Below are 16617 nucleotides of genomic sequence, written 5' to 3'. Positions count from 1 at the left end.
TTTCTTTATGTTGCTTCAATAACTTCTGAATAAAGCTTTTAGCCACGTCAAATCTCTGGGCTAGTCCTCGAATAGAAATTTTTTCTTTCTTCCAGACATCGATAATTTTTTGGCGAAAATCTACGGAATAGGCTCTCATAGAAAGCTGGTAAGTTCTATTATTTGTCTATTTGCTTTTCATTGTACCTCATAGCTCCAAGAAGTGCTATAAGTAAATAAAAAAAGAGATAACTATCTATGTCGAAAGCAATCCCATCATCACAGTTAGGCGATAATAACTCTTAAGTTCCAACTTTCTATCCTAATCAGGATACCGATTGCTATGACACTGGCAAATACCCACCTAAAAATCGAAAATCTCGCCCATTATATCATAAAAATCACCAAAAATACTTAATTTACTTAAGACAACTAAATAATTGTTTAATCGGTAATTCTTGAGGAAATCTAAAATCAGAACCCAACCGGCAAAAAAAGTGAGAGAATAAAAACATAGTTCAGAGAGTAGAGGCTGTCAAGACAAGCTTTCCAGTCGTAAAATCCATAATTCCTGCCGGGTGAGGGCCGATAACTAACTTTCAAAAAAGCAGAATTAAATTTAGTAGAAAAAAATCGCAACAATCTGTCAATCTACTGAAAAAAGAGAGAAAACTTATGTTTTGTGAACAATGCGAACAAACCGCTAGTGGTAATGGTTGTCATCAGTGGGGAGCCTGTGGAAAAAGTCCCGAAGTCAACGCCGTTCAAGACTTATTAGTTTATTGTCTGCGGGGATTAGCATTGGTGGTTTTAAAAGCCAAAGAAGCGGCAATATCTACTCGCGAAGCCGATATTTTTACCTGCGAGTCGCTTTTCGCCACCATGACCAATGTGAACTTCGATCAAAGACGTTTTACCGATTATATTCAGCGTTGTTTAGAGATTCGGGAAAATTTAAAAGCACAATTGGGATCGGTGGACTGGTCTGCACTTGCTAACTATCAGCCTAATTTTAATGAGAGCCTAGTCAGCCAAGGTCAAGAAGTATCCTTAGAACTAATTGAAAAAGTGCAAGACCTCGATATTTTTTCCCTAAAGTTAACCGCTATCTACGGAGTTAAAGGTCTTGCTTCCTATACTTTCCACGCTCAGGAATTAGGTCAAGAGGATGACTCAGTTTATCAGGTTATCCAAGAGACTTTAGCGGCAATTGATCGCAGTGATTTAAACCTGAATGATTGGGTGGCAATCTGTCTAAAAGTCGGGGCGGCAAACCTGCGGGCCATGGAATTATTAGATCAAGGTCATACCGAAACCTACGGTCATCCCATACCGACAAATGTTCCCTTAAATCCGCGTCTAGGTAAAGCCATTTTAGTCTCTGGCCATGATATTAAACAATTGGCGGCTTTACTGGCACAAACTGCCAATACTGGGATAACAGTCTATACCCACGGAGAATTATTACCCGCTCACGGTTATCCAAAACTCAAAGAAAAATATCCCCATCTCTACGGTCATTATGGCACCGCCTGGCAAAATCAAACTAAGGAATTTGCTAAGTTTCCGGGGGCAATAGTTTTAACTACTAATTGTCTCATGCCCCCCCACGAAAACTATGAAAGTAAACTTTTTACCCTCGGACCTGTGGGTTATGCCCATATTAACCGCTTAGAAACAGTGGACGGTGCGATCGATTTTAGTCCCGTGATTGCTAAAGCGCAGTCATTGCCCGGATTTACTGAAATAAGCGAACCTCGGCAGGTAATGGTGGGATTTGCTCACAATACCGTTCTCAGTGTCGCTGATACGGTGGTTGATGCCCTTAAACAGGGTAAAATCCGTCACTTCTTCCTAGTTGGCGGCTGCGATGGCGCAAAACCCGATCGCAATTACTACACCGAATTTGTGGAACAAGTCCCCGAAGATTGCATCGTTTTAACCCTTGCCTGTGGAAAATTCCGCTTTTTCGACAAACAATTAGGTAGCATCGAAGGATTACCCCGGCTAATGGACGTGGGACAATGTAACGATGCTTATAGTGCCATCAAAATCGCCCTAGGATTAGCCAACGCTTTTAACGTCAGCGTCAATGAGATTCCCCTCTCCCTAATTATCTCTTGGTACGAACAAAAAGCGATCGCTGTACTGCTCACCCTGCTGCATCTAGGTATGCAAAATATCCGTCTGGGACCAACTTTACCGGCATTTATCTCCCCTAACGTCCTCAAATTCCTCGCCGATACCTATCACCTGCAGCCGATTACCACCCCCGCAAAAGACTTAGCCGATTGTCTAGGTTAAAACTTTCTGTAAAAATCCCACCATAGGCCACAAATTGTGGCCTATGGGAAGGAGAGGGATATTATCCTCAAGGAGAATAATTTTTATGTCCGTAATCACTTTAAGCATTGATGGTAAAGATGTAGCGATCGAAGCGGGTTCGCGAGTTCTCGCAGCCGCTAGTCAGGTAGGAATAAAAATTCCTGCCCTCTGTCATCTGGATGGGGTTTCTGAAGTGGCTGCCTGTCGCTTATGTTTGGTAGAAATTGAAGGTATTAATAAATTATTACCTGCCTGTGTAACGGAAGTGGCGGAAGGAATGGTGGTTCATACCGATACTCCAAAACTGAAAGAATATCGCCGCATGACAGTGGAGTTATTATTCGCTGAAGGTAATCACGTTTGTGCAGTTTGTGTGGCTAATGGTAACTGTGAATTACAAGATTTAGCCATCGAAGTGGGTATGGATCATAGTCGTTTTCCCTACCGTTTTCCCAAGCGAGAAGTGGATATTTCCCATCCTCTTTTTGGTATCGATCATAATCGTTGTGTTCTCTGTACCCGTTGTGTACGAGTCTGTGATGAAATTGAAGGGGCGCACGTTTGGGATCTGGCTTATCGCGGCGAAAAAGATAAAATTATCGCGGGAATGGATCAGCCTTGGGGCAGCGTTTCTGCCTGTACTTCCTGCGGCAAATGTGTTGCCGCTTGTCCAACCGGGGCGATATTCCGCAAGGGTTCCGCCGTTTCTGAAAAAGAGGAAGATCGATCGAAGTTGGAATTTTTAGTTAATGCTAGGACTCAACACCAATGGACGCGTTAGCGAAAAATGGTAGATTCTCAAAACGCTCGTTGGGGACATCTAGGTATTTATGCCAAGTATCTGCGGGCGGAAATGGCTCTGTATGACGAGATTATGGGGATGAATGAAGATATTCGCTTGATTTCCGATTACTGCGGTATTTCTGCTCGGGAAACTCAACGAGCAAAGGACTACGCTTTCGGTAGCGGTGTCAGTCAGTATGAATTTTGGCCTAGTATTGATATGGCAAAGGCGTGGTTGAGGATGGCGCGAGGACAGGGAACGGTGATTGATCGTGTCTTTTTACAACACGAAATCTTAGAATCGGATTTAGTGATTAATCAGGGTATGAATCAGCCTTCTGCTCACGAAATCGCTCAAGCTCAATATGGTTGGTCGACCCTACTGCGTCAAGCGAATCAATAATGTTATGAATGATACAAATCTCGAACAGATCTTTCTGCAAGCCTTGGATCGCTGTCTATCCCTGCTGGATTATCAATCTCAACCAACCAATTTAGCTTGGTCCGCGATCGAACTTTTCGCCGAAGTTGGGCGATTTCCCCAGATGCTTCGCCAATTCTGTGATCAATACCGAGAGCGTGTGGCGGCCGCAGATCGGGCGATCGAGGATTACGCCAGTAGTGTGGATAATTGGACAGTCAAGGGGACTATTTTCGGGGCGCAGGATCAATGTAATATCTTGCATTTTTTTCTCAATGTCCACACGAAAAATTTTAAGTTTTTTAGAGGTGAAAATTGGACACCACAGCTAATCTGTGAATTTTTGCAAGAATGGAAGGGGATCGATCTTTTTTCTTTAATTGCAGATAATCAGGAACTTGTCGAGACAGGCAAAAACCCGCCCCTCGGTAAACAGCCGCTTTTCTATTAGCTAGTAATCACTATTGCCAAAACCTAACAAACAAGGAATTAAAATTATGAGTAAAATTCGCTTCGCTACTGTCTGGTTAGCTGGTTGTTCGGGATGCCATATGTCCTTCCTCGATTTGGACGAATGGCTGTTAGAATTAGCCGAAAAAGTTGACGTGGTGTATAGTCCCGTCGGCTGCGATCTGAAAACCTATCCGGAAAATGTCGATGTCTGTTTAGTGGAAGGAGCGATCGCTAATCAGGATAATTTAGAACTAATTCATCTAGTCCGTCAAAATACCAAAACCGTCGTTTCTTTTGGTGATTGCGCCGTGACTGCTAACGTTCCCGCTATGCGGAATATGTTAGGAACTGCCGATCCCGTGCTAAAAAGAGCTTATTTAGAGTTAGGAGATAACACACCTCAACTACCAGAAGAACCCGGTATCGTTCCCGAATTATTAGATCAAGTGCTGCCCGTCCATCAAGTCATTCCCATCGACATTTTTATGCCGGGTTGTCCCCCCGATGCGGACAGAATTCGCGAGACATTGATTCCCATTTTAAAAGGGGAATTACCGGTGATGGCAGGACGAGAAATGATTAAATTTGGTTAATTGAATCAGTTATCAGTTATCAGTTATCAGTTATCAGTTATCAGTTATCAGTTATCGGTTATCAGTTATCAGTTATCAGTTATCAGTTATCAGTTATCATTTATCAGTTATCAGTTATCAGTTATCAGTTATCAGTTATCAGTTATCAGTTATAAGATTTGAGTTTTAAGTTTTGAGTGAGCAGTATGTATTAAGTGAGCCTCATCAAATGCCAGTTTGCTGCTGTCTTTTCACTGATTATTGATTACTGTTTACTGATTACTGATCACTGTTTACTGATTGGGTGCATCTCACATTTGTAGAAATACCGACAATCAGCAATTATCAGTGACTCCTAAATTATTACAGATGCGTCAGCGGCTGCGTGTAAGCATCCCACCGAAAAACTAATGCGCGGGGGGTTTGGGGGGTAGAACCCCCCAAAAGCTTGGATTGAGTGATAAAATCGGAAGTAATAGTAAATCTGTTGAGTATGGGCTATGCAAAACGGAGAATAAATAATCAGTTTTTAATAACTAGATTTAGTATTACTGGTTACTGAACATCTAAATCAAGTTAAAATATCCGCTCCTAACATCCGTTGATATTTAGCTTCTAAAGCTTGTTTCAAATTGGGCAAAGTGATTAAATGGGGATCATCTAACATAATTTTTTCGGCGGCATCTCTTGCCAAAACTAACACCTCTTGATCCTCGACTAAACTAGCGAGGGCAAAATCTGGTAAACCCGATTGTCGTTGTCCTAAAACTTCCCCCGGACCGCGAAATCGCATATCCATTTCCGAGATAAAAAAGCCGTCTTGGGATTGTTCCAAAACCGTTAATCTTTGACGGGAATTAGCACTATTACTGCCACTTAAAAGTAAACAATAGGATTGATGGGAACCTCTGCCCACGCGCCCCCGTAATTGATGCAATTGTGAAAGGCCAAAACGTTCGGCATTTTCAATTAACATCACCGTGGCATTGGGAACATCCACCCCCACTTCGATAACCGTAGTTGAGACAATAATTTGCAGAATATTATCGCGAAAAGCTGTTAAGATTTCCTCCTTTTCGGCGGAACTCATGCGACCATGCAGTAAACCGATATTAAAATTAGGAAAAATCTTTTCTGATAAATTTTGATATTCTTCCACCGCAGCCCTTACATCTAATTTTTCCGATTCTTCAATCAAGGGAAAAATCACATAAGCTTGTCTGCCTTGGGCAATTTCACGGCGAATTAAATCATAGGCAGCCCTTCTTTGATTGCCATTTAAAGCGGTGGTTTGAATCGGTTGTCTGCCGGGGGGTAATTCATCAATTTGACTCACATCTAAATCCCCATGGAGGGTTAAAGCTAAAGTACGGGGAATCGGTGTTGCTGTCATGGTTAAAACGTGGGGAGACTCTCCTTTGCTTAATAATCTTGCCCTTTGTTGTACCCCAAAGCGATGCTGTTCATCAATAACAACTAACCCCAATTTGCGGAAATTAACTGCATCTTGAATTAGGGCATGAGTTCCCACTAAAAGTGGTAATTCTCCTGTCTCCAATTGGGCGTGAATTTCTCGCCGTTTAGCGGTTTTTGTGGAACCCGTCAATAATTCTACGGGTAAATATAAGAGATTAAACCAGCTAACTAACTTACGATAATGTTGTTCCGCTAAAACTTCCGTAGGAGCCATTAATGCCGCTTGATAACCGGATTGTAGGGCCGCTAAAATAGCATAAACTCCGACAATTGTTTTGCCAGAACCCACATCCCCCTGCACAAGACGATTCATCGGGGTGCTAGAATCTAAATCCTCTAAAATTTCCTCAATAACTCGTTTTTGAGCATTGGTTAATTGAAAGGGAATTATCTGATTAAATCGATCAATTAGTTGACCCTTAGCACTAAAAATAGCACTTTTCTGTGTCTGACGATACTGTTGCCGCCGCCGCAGAAAACCCAATTGTAAAAAGAAGAATTCATCAAAGACTAATCGCCGTCGAGCTTGACTGAGAATCTCGGAATTATTAGGAAAATGAATGTTAGTAATTGCTGTTTTTAAATCGATTAATCCGTATTGTTTTCTTAGACCGAAAGGCAAGGGATCTTTTATCGCATCTACTGCCCCAAAAGCGGCGACTACAGCCTTTCTAATTAGGTCGGCGGGTACTCCATCGGTGAGGGTATAAACGGGCAGGATACGCCCGATTTTTAAGGACTCAATACTTGCCCCAGAACTGTCTAATAATTCAAATTCAGGATTTTCTAAAGTTAACCCATATTTACCCGCTTTGACTAAACCACTAACCGCCACCACCGAACCGACGGGATAGAGTTTTTTTTGTCCTTCTTGCCAAGCACGATTAGTGTAGCGAGTTCCCGCATAAAAACGGTTTAATTTTATCTGTCCAGTGCGATCCTGTAAGAGCAATTCAAAGATAGCTAACTTGGTATTTTTGGGGCTATTAAAACAATTACAGCGCTTGACATTCCCCACTAAAGTTACCGTTTCCCCCTCGGTTAAATTAGCGATATTGACTTGACGACTGTAATCCACATGATCCCGGGGATAATAATATAATAAATCTTCAACTTTGTGGAGGTTTAATCTTTCTAAAAGACTAGCTTTTCTCTCTCCCACTTCCGCTAGATATTTCAAGGGTTGTTCGAGGGTGACTTGCCGTGGAGAATTAGCCTTTGCCGTGATGGGAATGGTATTAATAATTTTCGCCGCAGCTGGTTCTTTTGGGGTGGGGGTTGCTTCTAAAGTTTGCCGTAATTGTTGCAAAAAATTGCGAGTTTCGGTGACTAATTGTTGTCTTTGTCTGGGATTAAATTGGGAATATTGGGCAAATTTTTGGGCTAATTCTCGCCAGCGATTTCTCTCACTGGTGGCAATTCCCACGGGAGGATTATCCCCGAAACTAAGACAGAAAAACTCGCTAAAACGGTATTGATTTCCCTGAAGATCGGGATAACCTTTTTCCGCTTCTACAGATAAGGCTTTTTGTAATCTCACCCAGTCGGGTATTTCCCCTTTCATAATTGCCTCTTTACTCCAAATTTCCCAGTATTATGCTTCCCTAATAAGCTAAGACACATTTTAACCGCCTATCCTTAGATTGGCTAAATCTCCCCAAATCCCTTTACTATTGCCTCTTGCCTCTTGCCTCATCTCAAAAAGCAATTTAAATTCTTAATAGCCTACCTCTGTTTGATTATAACTGATTAATCGTACCAACTACTGCGCCACGCCGCTTCCGCTTGAGCGATAGTATATTCTTTGCGAACACGATGATATTGTTCCCCTAGACGATTTAATTGTTCCCAAAGGGAGCGAATTTGATTTCTTTCGACACTTAAGCGCGCATCAGCAAATTCCAGTTCAGCCATTCGTAGATGAATTGCCGTTACTTTAGTTACTTTGCCACTCAAAAAATCACGATTATCCTCATCCTCATCCCCATCATCTTCATCTTTTTCTTCCTCTAGTTCAGGGTTTTTAGCTTCCACTAGAATGTTTAACATATTATTTCCCCCACCTAGGGATTGTCCTTCTTCTCCCGCTTCAATTGCCATATCGAGAATTTGACTGGGTAGATGAGGGGGAAGAATATAAGCTTTTTGTAGTTGCTGATTAATTTGTTTAGAGAGATGATTGAGAATCTCGATACAGTTTTTTTCCAGCACTCGACAACAATAAAGTAAAATATCGGGGTTATTAATCTCTCCAGTTGCGGCTAGATTTTCCCGTTTGTCTAGAAAAAGTTTCAAGAAATCTGGGGTATTTTTCGTCTCTGCTGGACTTTTAGAGAATCCTACCCCTGAAAATGCTCCTCGATCAAAGCTCTGCTCGCCCAATTGCTGTAAACTGGCTTTAGCCTCTTGTCCTAGAGCTTTGATCTCCTCTTGTAGTTTCTGACGATTGCTGTGGGAGAGAGCCAGAAATTCCCCCCCATAGTAACGGGTACAGATATAATACACTGCCCCGATCGCCTGTTTATAGAGAGATTCACCAAGTAAATCAAGATAAATTCGGTATTTTTCCCGCATTTTTTCGGCTAAATTTGCCACTTCCGTTTCTATGTTCTTTAAATCTTGTTGTAGCTTGTTCAGTCTTCCAGTCATAGAAATTTTACTGAGGGAGAAGTTAGCGATCAGCAAATTCTATTATAGCGACTCACTGTCAGCTATAACGCCCTGACATGGGGGAGATGTTCAGACGAAAAGAAGGTAAACTGGAATCTGTGCCGCGTTGATTGTCTTTAAATTTCACTAGCGTTTCTGATCAAGATAAAGTCTAACCTAATTTGGTATCGACCAGCGACTCGCCAAAATGAAAACTTCCTACCTCACCTATGACTAGCAATCCTTCAGCTTCTTTAAGATTAAAAAAAACAAAAATTACTGACACAAATATCACTCTCTCCCATGGCAGCGGTGGCAGCGCAATGCGGGATTTAATTAATGAGATATTTGTGAATAATTTTGATAATAACCTACTGGCAACCCTTGAAGATCAAGCCCGATTTGAAATTAAAGATTTAGCTGTAATAGGCGATCGCTTGGCATTTACCACCGATTCCTATGTGGTTTCTCCCCTATTCTTTCCGGGGGGTGATATTGGCAGTTTAGCAGTCAATGGAACCGTTAATGATTTGGCTGTCGGTGGGGCAATTCCTCTCTATCTCAGTTGTAGTTTTATCCTCGAAGAAGGTTTATCTATCGACACCCTAAAAACCATCGTTACCAGCATGAAAATAGCCGCCGAAAAAGCAGCAGTAAAAATCGTCACCGGGGATACAAAAGTCGTTCCCAAGGGACAAGGAGATCAAATATTTATTAATACCTCTGGAGTGGGAGTAATTCCGGCTGGAATCAATTCCGGGGCGAATAATTTACAAGTTGGTGATCGCATTTTGATTAACGGTTTTCTGGGGGATCACGGTGCCGCCATTCTGATTGCCAGGGGCGAATTAGACCTGCAATGCACAATCGAAAGCGATTGTCAAGCCCTGAATTCTTTAATTTCTGCAATTCTGGCCGTTTGCCCGGAAGTTAAAGCGATGCGGGATGCCACTAGAGGCGGATTAGCCACGGTTTTAAACGAATTTGCCCAAAGTTCAGGGGTGGGAATACAGGTACAGGAAACGGCGATCCCCATCCGGGAAGAAGTGCGAGGAATGTGCGAATTATTGGGTTTAGAACCGCTTTATCTGGCAAATGAGGGCAAATTAGTCCTTGTCGTGCCTCCGGAGGCGGAAAATCGCGTTTTAGCAGTGATGCGTTCCCATCCTGACGGTAAAAATGCCGCTTCTATCGGGGAAGTCGTCGCTTCTCCCCCCAATTTAGTTTACTTAAAAACCCCTTTCGGCACTAAAAGGATTCTCGATATGTTAGTCGGTGAACAATTACCGAGAATATGTTAATTAGACAGAAGACAGTTTTAAAGGAAAAAGTGAAAACTAAAAAAACAGATAGTTGGAGTTTTGGAGTTTTGGGGTTTTGGGGTTTTGGGGTTTTAGTTGAAATTTCCCTGTTCCCTGTCCCCTGTTCCCTGTCCCCTGTTCCCTGATAACTGATAACTGATCACTGATAACTGAAAATGCACGAACTAGGAATCACCCAAAATATTATCGAACTTGCCTTAGAACATTCCCGAGGAATGAAAGTTAAGCGCGTGGTGTTAGAGATTGGTAAACTAACGGCAATTATGCCAGAATCGATCGCTTTTTGTTTTGATACCTGTTGTCAAGGTACTAATATAGAGGGGGCAATGTTAGAGATTCTGGAAATTTCTGGTTTAGGACAGTGCCAAGATTGCGGAAATGAGCTAGAACTAGAATATCCCTACGGAATCTGCGATCGATGTGGTAGTCGCAATATAATCATTTTACAGGGTCAAGAATTAAATCTTAAATCGTTGGAGACAGAATCCTTATGTGTATAACCTGTGGTTGCTCTGATAACTCGGAAGTAACGGTAACTAATCCGCAAACGGGAACCCATGAACATATTTTAGCCGATGGTACTGTTATTAGTCATAGCCATCACGCTCACGATCATGCTCACGATCACGCTCACGATCATGAGCATCCCCATCATCCTGCGGAAATTCACGCTCAAATTCATGGTAATATTCTCCAAGTTGAGCAAAATCTGCTGGCAAAAAATAATCTGTTAGCGGCACAAAATCGCGGTTGGTTGAAGGGTAGAAAAACTGTTGCTCTTAATCTGGTTTCTTCCCCCGGTTCGGGAAAAACTACCCTGTTAACTCGCACAATTGCCGATTTAAAAACCGCTATTCCTATCAGTGTGATTGAGGGAGATCAAGCTACAGCTAATGATGCTCAAAAAATTAGTGAAACCGGTTGTCAGGTTATCCAAATTAACACCGGAACAGGTTGTCATTTAGAAGCATCAATGGTAGAGAGAGGATTAATCGAACTCGATCCACCGATGAATTCTTTAGTCATGATCGAAAATGTCGGTAATCTAGTTTGTCCTGCTTTATTTGATTTAGGAGAAAATGCCAAAGTCGTCATTCTTTCCGTCACCGAAGGAGAAGATAAACCGATTAAATATCCCTATATGTTCCACGCTTCTCAAGTCATGATCTTGACAAAAATAGACCTACTACCCTACGTTAATTTTAACCTCGATCGCTGTTTAGATTATGCCTATCAAGTTAATCCCAATCTGAAAGTTTTTCAAGTTTCCGCTACCACAGGAGAAGGTTTAGATGCTTGGTACGGTTGGTTAAAATCGCTGGTTTAAGTTAAGCAGTAACACACCCAAAAAGTTCAGTCTAACTGAAAGAAAAATGACCCTAGCACTTGATCAAAATATTTATAATCAACTGTTGACTAAATTTCAACCCAAGATTATTGAAAATGAGGAAGAATAAGTAGCCTATACTCAACGGATTTAGTATTATTTGCATAAGACTCCTAGGGGTGTGCAGGTACATGATGCGAAGCTACTAGCAGCCGTGTGCATTCATGACCCTACACCTATTAGGACCTTCGTCAGGTGCTAACAATAAGGGTGACTTTTAAGCAAAAACGCGAGCATCCCGAGGACGAACATAAACTTGCTCCCCGACCTTGAGGTGCAGTTGAGCCAGTTGTTCTCGATTCAGATGGGCAATCAGGAGAGAGCGATCCGGTAGAATTAATTCCACATCGATGGCCCAACCCAGATGGATAATGCGCTCGACTTTTGCCGCAATACTAGACCCATTGGGAGAAGAGAGAATTTCTAGGTCGTGGGGACGAATAAAAATCTTGACTCCGTTAGTACCCCCTCCGAGCTGCTCGAACAGTGCAGCCGAGGTCGGTGGCAAAACATTCACCCGGCCGATAAAACTCATCACAAAAGGAGAGGCAGGATGATCGTACACCTGATCGGGAGTCCCCACCTGTTCGATTTTACCCTCATTGAAAATTACGATCTCGTCGGCCACTTCCATGGCTTCCTCCTGGTCGTGGGTGACAAAAACACTGGTGACATGGACTTCCTCGTGTAATTGCCGCAACCAAACCCGCAGCTCTTTTCTAACTTTGGCATCCAAGGCCCCAAAAGGCTCATCTAATAATAATACTTCCGGTTCCACCGCTAAGGCCCGGGCCAGGGCAACCCGTTGACGTTGACCCCCGGATAGTTGGGCCGGATAGCGATCGCCTAATCCCTGCAATTGAATTAAACTCAAGAGACTGTCCACTCGTTTTTGAATGTAGTTCGGGGTAGCTTTGCGAATATTTAAACCGAAAGCGATATTCTGACGCACCGTCAGGTGTTTAAAAAGCGCATAATGCTGAAAAACAAAGCCAATATTCCTTTTTCTGACATTTAAATGGGTTGTGTCTTTGCCATTGATGATAATTTTGCCTGTGTCGGGGGGTTCTAATCCTGCGATCGCTCTCAGGAGGGTGGTTTTTCCCGAACCAGACGGCCCCAGCAGTGCCACCAGACGATTCGATTTGATCTCTAGGTTGATGTTGTCTAAAGCGGTAAAGGTGCCGAATTGTTTCGATACTTGCTCGATGATGATACTCACGGTAGCTAATCCTCTGGCAAAAAATGTATAGGGTTTGACCGTATTTTAACCATGATTTAATCGCAATCGCATTAAAATACAATTACATTTTACAGGATAGCAAAAAAATTAAGTTTCGATTCGGGAGATTACTGGTTATAAACAGAGACTAAAAAGATTAAACAGCGATAAAAGCTTAATATTACTTTTTTTCGCTCTTTTAGTCGGTTCTAAAGGCTTAATTAACTAATTTTGTCCCTTAACTACCAGAAACACACCGGAGAAAAGAGACGACTGAGGCAAAAATGGACTATTCTTTATTGACAATATTTAGCTTTTTTATCGGAATTATCGTGGGATTAACGGGAATTGGCGGTTCATCCTTGATTACACCCCTATTGATCTTTGTATTTCAGGTTCCCGCTACCACCGCAGTGGGTTCCGATGTGGTAGCGGCCGGATTGATGAAAGTGGTCGGCACCGTTCGTCACTGGCAACAGCAAACGATCGAATTAGAAGTGGTAAAATGGCTAGTAATTGGCAGTGTACCCGGTTCTCTGTTAGGATTAGTCGGTTTTCGCTATTTTCAGCAGAATAGCTCCCTCAATCTCGATCAATGGTTGCCTCATATCATCGGTCTTGTCTTGATGATCGTGACTGTCCTAGCGGCCCTAGAACTACTAATCTCCTTATTTTTTCCCGATTTGTCCCCTTGGTCCTGGCCAAAATTAGATTTAACCACTCGCTCTGGTCAGATAAAAACAACGATATTAGGGGCAGTTTTAGGCTATTTGGTCGGTTTAACCAGTATTTCCAGTGGTTCCTTATTTGCATTGGTCTTGATGACCTTTTTTCACCTTGATTCTCGCAAATTAGTCGGCACAGATCTATCGCAAGCGTCCATCCTCTTAACCTGTACTTCCATCGGTCATCTGGGATTAGGAACGGTAGATTGGAATCTGGTACTTCCCATCTGGTTGGGTGGGATACCGGGGGTAGTAGTGGGAGCAAGATTATCGGAATATTTGCCCAAAAATGCCCTAAAAATACTGCTTTATACTGTTCTAGTCACGGTCAGTTGGCGCTTACTTCAACCCACCTAATCCCCAGAGTTCACTCGAAAGTCATCATACTACCGATCAACAGATCGGGACTGGTGGCGACAAAATAGATAATTCCCGCACCGAGAATAACGATCGCTAAACTAAATAGTAGCACCCATCGATCGGCTGGTTCATAGGTATCTTCATCTATATCTCGTCTGACTGTAAAATAATGGGCCGTGGTCAAAAATACGGTCAATAAACCCACTAAAGCAAACATTAAGCCTAATTTCCAGCCATAACCGGGCCGGGGAACCAGAGGAGGATGAAAGGCCCGTAAACGCAGGATAACCATACCAAAACCCATTAATGCGATCGCTGTTCGCATCCAAGACAGATAGGTGCGTTCATTGGCCAGATGATCGCGGACTCGATTGGGATTGACTTTTTTCGGTTTAATGCTGGTCTTGCTTTCCGTCACTGGTGATTTGAGAAAAAATAACATGATCGAGATGACTAGGGGTCAGTTTCAAGGTGAGCGCTTGAGAAGATGATGTTATTCTATGGCACTTGAGTTATAGATGGTATGGAAAAAATATAAAATCTCTTTTTAGATGTATTTGTATTGAATCAAAAATTAAATGGGGTTTGCTCAATAAATCTAAAAACATTGTTCGATAAGACTTTTAGACCTTTTTGAAATCCAAAAGTACCGGCCATTGGAGTGATCGGGGGGAAAATGCAGGTACTTTTTCCCTGAAAATTAGGTAATTGACCCCCTCAAAATCGCTAAAACCCTACACCCTACACCCTACACCCTACACCCCACACCCTGCCCCCACCGAAAAACTTTTTGCCGCAAACCCTAAATAGATTCTGCTTGTTGCTGGAAAAGAGCCCATCCATAGCTTAAGGATAAGGCCAAGAAAGCGAGGGGAAGACTTTCCTTGATCATAAACACACCCAAACCGATCAACACACAGGGGACAAAGTGGCTGCCGTGACTGGTAATTAAATTAGCGATCGCCGGTAATTGGGTTAACTGATGAGCAGTAAAACACCAAACACCCACCAAGATCAGAAAAACGCTGACGATAGTAACTAAATTTGGCCAGGTATTACTAGCAAACAGCGGCAAATAAATCCCGATATTATCGCTGCCATTGGCGATGGTAATTGCCGCCACAGCACCGGTTTGAGGGGAAAACCAGGCCAGCAAAGGAGAAGACGGTGCTGATTCTACAGCCATCTCCAGATGATTATCCGTCTCGGTTTCTTCTCGCTGCCAGAGACTCCGAATCCCGAAAATCACTGGCAAAAGACCGAGAAAACGAATCCACTGAGCCGGAATCAAGAAACTCCCGAAAAAGCCGGTTAAACTCGCCAAAATCAGCAGGATAAAGCCTAAATACTGACCGATAACGATATGACGACGGCGAAAAAGTTTATTGACCTGGGTAAAAAGAATCGTCAAAATCAGGATGTCATCGAGATTAGTGGCAATAAAGGCCGCTATTGCTGTAGATATGGCAGTAATCATGGTAGTCATAGGATTTTTTTCTTAATCGGCTCTTCTGATCTCGATCGCCCTACTTCTACTCTAGAAAGAGCCATTAATAAAATCAAATATTCTTTCTTGTTGATTTAATAAATTAAAATGATGGAAAGACCAATAGAGACAAAAAACCCCTTGCCATGGCCAGAATGACCCTAGATCAACTGGAAATCTTTCTCGCGACTGCTGAACATCTCCACTTCACCAAAGCAGCAGAAGCTTTATATATCACCCAACCGGCCGTCAGTGCCGCCATTGCCTCCCTAGAAAATGAATACGGGGTGAAATTATTCCATCGCGTCGGTCGTCACATCGAGATCACGGAAACAGGACGTTTATTGCAATTAGAAGCGCAACGCATTCTCACCCAGGTGACTTTGACAGAAAGGGGATTGGCGGAATTTAACGACTTGCAACGGGGAGAACTACAATTAGGATCGAGTTTGACTATTGGTAACTATTGGCTCCCGGCAAAAATTAGCGATTTTCAGGAGCGCTATCCGGCAATTAAGATCAACTGCACCCTAGCTAATACGGAAGAAATCTGTCTGGGTACGGCTAACGGACGTTTTGACCTAGCATTAATCGAGGGAGAAGTCAAGAGTGATTTAACACATTGTTTAGAACAGGAGATCGTCGGCAGCGATCGCTTATTAATTATTGTCGGACGTTCTCATCCCTGGTATAAAAGAGAAGCGATCGAATTACCCGAATTAGTGGAAACCCCTTGGGTAATGCGAGAATCGGGATCGGGAACTCAACAAAGATTCGAGGAAGCTTTACAGAATTGGGGCATCGATTTACGGACATTAAAGGTGACTTTGGTGTTAAATACGGGAGAAATGGTGAAAGCAATCATCGAGAATAGTTTGGCAGCTGCCGGGATTTCCGAATTGATGGTTCAAAAGGAATTAGAATTAGGCACATTGCGATCAATTCGAGTCATCGATACGTCCGGTTTATCACCTCGCTATCTCGAATTTATGCGCCCTTTTTTAAAAATAAAACACCGTCAGCGCTTTCAACCCCGGGTCTGTCAAGTTTTCGAGCAGATGTTGTAATCTGATAGCAATCACCAAAAATTAACCGGAGAGAAAATCAAGCTATGTAAGGGAAATTATCTTTGGCAAAAAAGAGAGATTATAATAAATCTGGTTATTAAAAACTGATTATTTATTCTCCCTTTTGCATGAGTGCCTATCCTGATAGGTAGCATATACTCAACGGATTTAGTATTAGGTATAGACCTCGACCTAATATTATCTCAAGACTCAAAGTCTTTCTAGTCAAGAAACTTACCCCAATAAAAATAATTTTAATCTCTTCGGGTCTAATTCCCCGCCGCTCGCGGCGTATAATAGAAAAATGAGTGAATACATCCATAAGAGCCATAATGTAAGTGTTTTGCTATATCATTTAGTGTTCCCAGCCAAATATCGTAAAGCCGTTTT

At 42.4% G+C, this 16617-nt stretch carries 15 protein-coding genes and 3 pseudogenes; 12 read left to right on the top strand and 6 right to left on the bottom strand.

Features of this window, described 5'->3' with window-relative positions:
• Positions 1–139, bottom strand: a pseudogene (locus IM496_RS17950) (IS630-like element ISMae26 family transposase); the annotation flags it as partial.
• A 515-nt stretch (positions 140–654) separates the two neighbouring features.
• Here IM496_RS17950 and hcp point away from each other — a divergent pair.
• The 5 genes from hcp to IM496_RS17925 all read left to right on the top strand — a co-directional run bounded on the left by hcp (position 655) and on the right by IM496_RS17925 (position 4554).
• Positions 655–2283 (top strand): hydroxylamine reductase, encoded by a 1629-nt coding sequence (hcp, locus tag IM496_RS17945; protein ID WP_287662793.1) that lies wholly within the window; start codon positions 655–657, stop codon positions 2281–2283.
• 85 nt (positions 2284–2368) lie between these two features.
• The gene (gene hoxU, locus IM496_RS17940) at positions 2369–3085 is read left to right on the top strand and encodes a bidirectional hydrogenase complex protein HoxU (RefSeq protein WP_002760545.1); all 717 of its coding nucleotides are present in this window, start codon (positions 2369–2371) and stop codon (positions 3083–3085) included.
• Positions 3086–3091: 6 nt separating this feature from the next.
• A complete protein-coding gene (locus IM496_RS17935) occupies positions 3092–3490 on the top strand; it encodes a hypothetical protein (RefSeq protein ID WP_287662791.1) in 399 nt (132 codons plus the stop codon).
• 4 nt (positions 3491–3494) lie between these two features.
• Entirely contained in the window at positions 3495–3959 is a 465-nt protein-coding gene (locus IM496_RS17930; RefSeq protein ID WP_228009545.1) for a hypothetical protein, read from the top strand.
• Positions 3960–4005: 46 nt separating this feature from the next.
• Complete coding sequence (locus IM496_RS17925; protein ID WP_002740992.1) at positions 4006–4554, top strand: NADH-quinone oxidoreductase subunit B family protein; 549 nt, start codon at positions 4006–4008, stop codon at positions 4552–4554.
• A gap of 550 nt (positions 4555–5104) precedes the next feature.
• Here IM496_RS17925 and recG read toward each other — a convergent pair.
• Together recG and IM496_RS17915 are read right to left on the bottom strand one after the other, a co-directional pair.
• Positions 5105–7573, bottom strand: a complete 2469-nt coding sequence (gene recG, locus IM496_RS17920) for an ATP-dependent DNA helicase RecG (RefSeq protein ID WP_287662790.1) — start codon at positions 7571–7573, stop codon at positions 5105–5107.
• Between the two features lie 185 nt (positions 7574–7758).
• Complete coding sequence (locus IM496_RS17915; protein ID WP_287662789.1) at positions 7759–8658, bottom strand: hypothetical protein; 900 nt, start codon at positions 8656–8658, stop codon at positions 7759–7761.
• A 230-nt stretch (positions 8659–8888) separates the two neighbouring features.
• Between IM496_RS17915 and hypE the strand changes: the two genes are divergently transcribed.
• The 4 genes and pseudogenes from hypE to IM496_RS22495 all read left to right on the top strand — a co-directional run.
• The gene (gene hypE / locus IM496_RS17910; protein ID WP_287662787.1) at positions 8889–9959 is read left to right on the top strand and encodes a hydrogenase expression/formation protein HypE; all 1071 of its coding nucleotides are present in this window, start codon (positions 8889–8891) and stop codon (positions 9957–9959) included.
• Positions 9960–10135: 176 nt separating this feature from the next.
• Complete coding sequence (locus IM496_RS17905; RefSeq protein WP_002732104.1) at positions 10136–10480, top strand: hydrogenase maturation nickel metallochaperone HypA/HybF; 345 nt, start codon at positions 10136–10138, stop codon at positions 10478–10480.
• Positions 10471–11307 carry a hydrogenase nickel incorporation protein HypB gene (gene hypB / locus IM496_RS17900; RefSeq protein ID WP_287662786.1) on the top strand — a complete coding sequence of 279 codons (837 nt, stop codon included), beginning with the start codon at positions 10471–10473 and terminating at the stop codon, positions 11305–11307. The genes IM496_RS17905 and hypB overlap by 10 nt, the downstream gene beginning before the upstream one ends.
• 46 nt (positions 11308–11353) lie before the next feature.
• Positions 11354–11434 (top strand): annotated as a pseudogene (locus IM496_RS22495) (transcriptional regulator); the annotation flags it as partial.
• A 150-nt stretch (positions 11435–11584) separates the two neighbouring features.
• Here the strand turns inward: IM496_RS22495 and IM496_RS17895 are convergent.
• On the bottom strand, positions 11585–12589 hold the full coding sequence (locus IM496_RS17895) for a sulfate/molybdate ABC transporter ATP-binding protein (RefSeq protein ID WP_194016890.1): 1005 nt from the start codon (positions 12587–12589) through the stop codon (positions 11585–11587).
• A 284-nt stretch (positions 12590–12873) separates the two neighbouring features.
• Here IM496_RS17895 and IM496_RS17890 point away from each other — a divergent pair, with 284 nt between their 5' ends.
• Positions 12874–13671 (top strand): sulfite exporter TauE/SafE family protein, encoded by a 798-nt coding sequence (locus tag IM496_RS17890; RefSeq protein WP_193977896.1) that lies wholly within the window; start codon positions 12874–12876, stop codon positions 13669–13671.
• Between the two features lie 10 nt (positions 13672–13681).
• On the opposite strand, the gene IM496_RS17885 is transcribed toward IM496_RS17890, so the two are convergent.
• On the bottom strand, positions 13682–14116 hold the full coding sequence (locus tag IM496_RS17885) for a YidH family protein (protein WP_002782490.1): 435 nt from the start codon (positions 14114–14116) through the stop codon (positions 13682–13684).
• 360 nt (positions 14117–14476) lie between these two features.
• On the bottom strand, positions 14477–15160 hold the full coding sequence (locus IM496_RS17880; RefSeq protein ID WP_104396950.1) for a cadmium resistance transporter: 684 nt from the start codon (positions 15158–15160) through the stop codon (positions 14477–14479).
• A gap of 146 nt (positions 15161–15306) precedes the next feature.
• Here IM496_RS17880 and IM496_RS17875 point away from each other — a divergent pair, with 146 nt between their 5' ends.
• Both IM496_RS17875 and IM496_RS17870 read left to right on the top strand, forming a co-directional pair.
• On the top strand, positions 15307–16227 hold the full coding sequence (locus IM496_RS17875; RefSeq protein ID WP_061432695.1) for a LysR substrate-binding domain-containing protein: 921 nt from the start codon (positions 15307–15309) through the stop codon (positions 16225–16227).
• 304 nt (positions 16228–16531) lie between these two features.
• A pseudogene (locus IM496_RS17870) lies at positions 16532–16617 on the top strand (IS200/IS605 family transposase); the annotation flags it as partial.

The sequence above is a fragment of the Microcystis sp. M049S2 genome (assembly GCF_020245625.1).
Lineage (GTDB): Bacteria > Cyanobacteriota > Cyanobacteriia > Cyanobacteriales > Microcystaceae > Microcystis > Microcystis ichthyoblabe_A.
The sequence above is the reverse complement of the archived record's forward strand: the minus strand, read 5'-3'. Positions and strand labels throughout refer to the sequence as shown.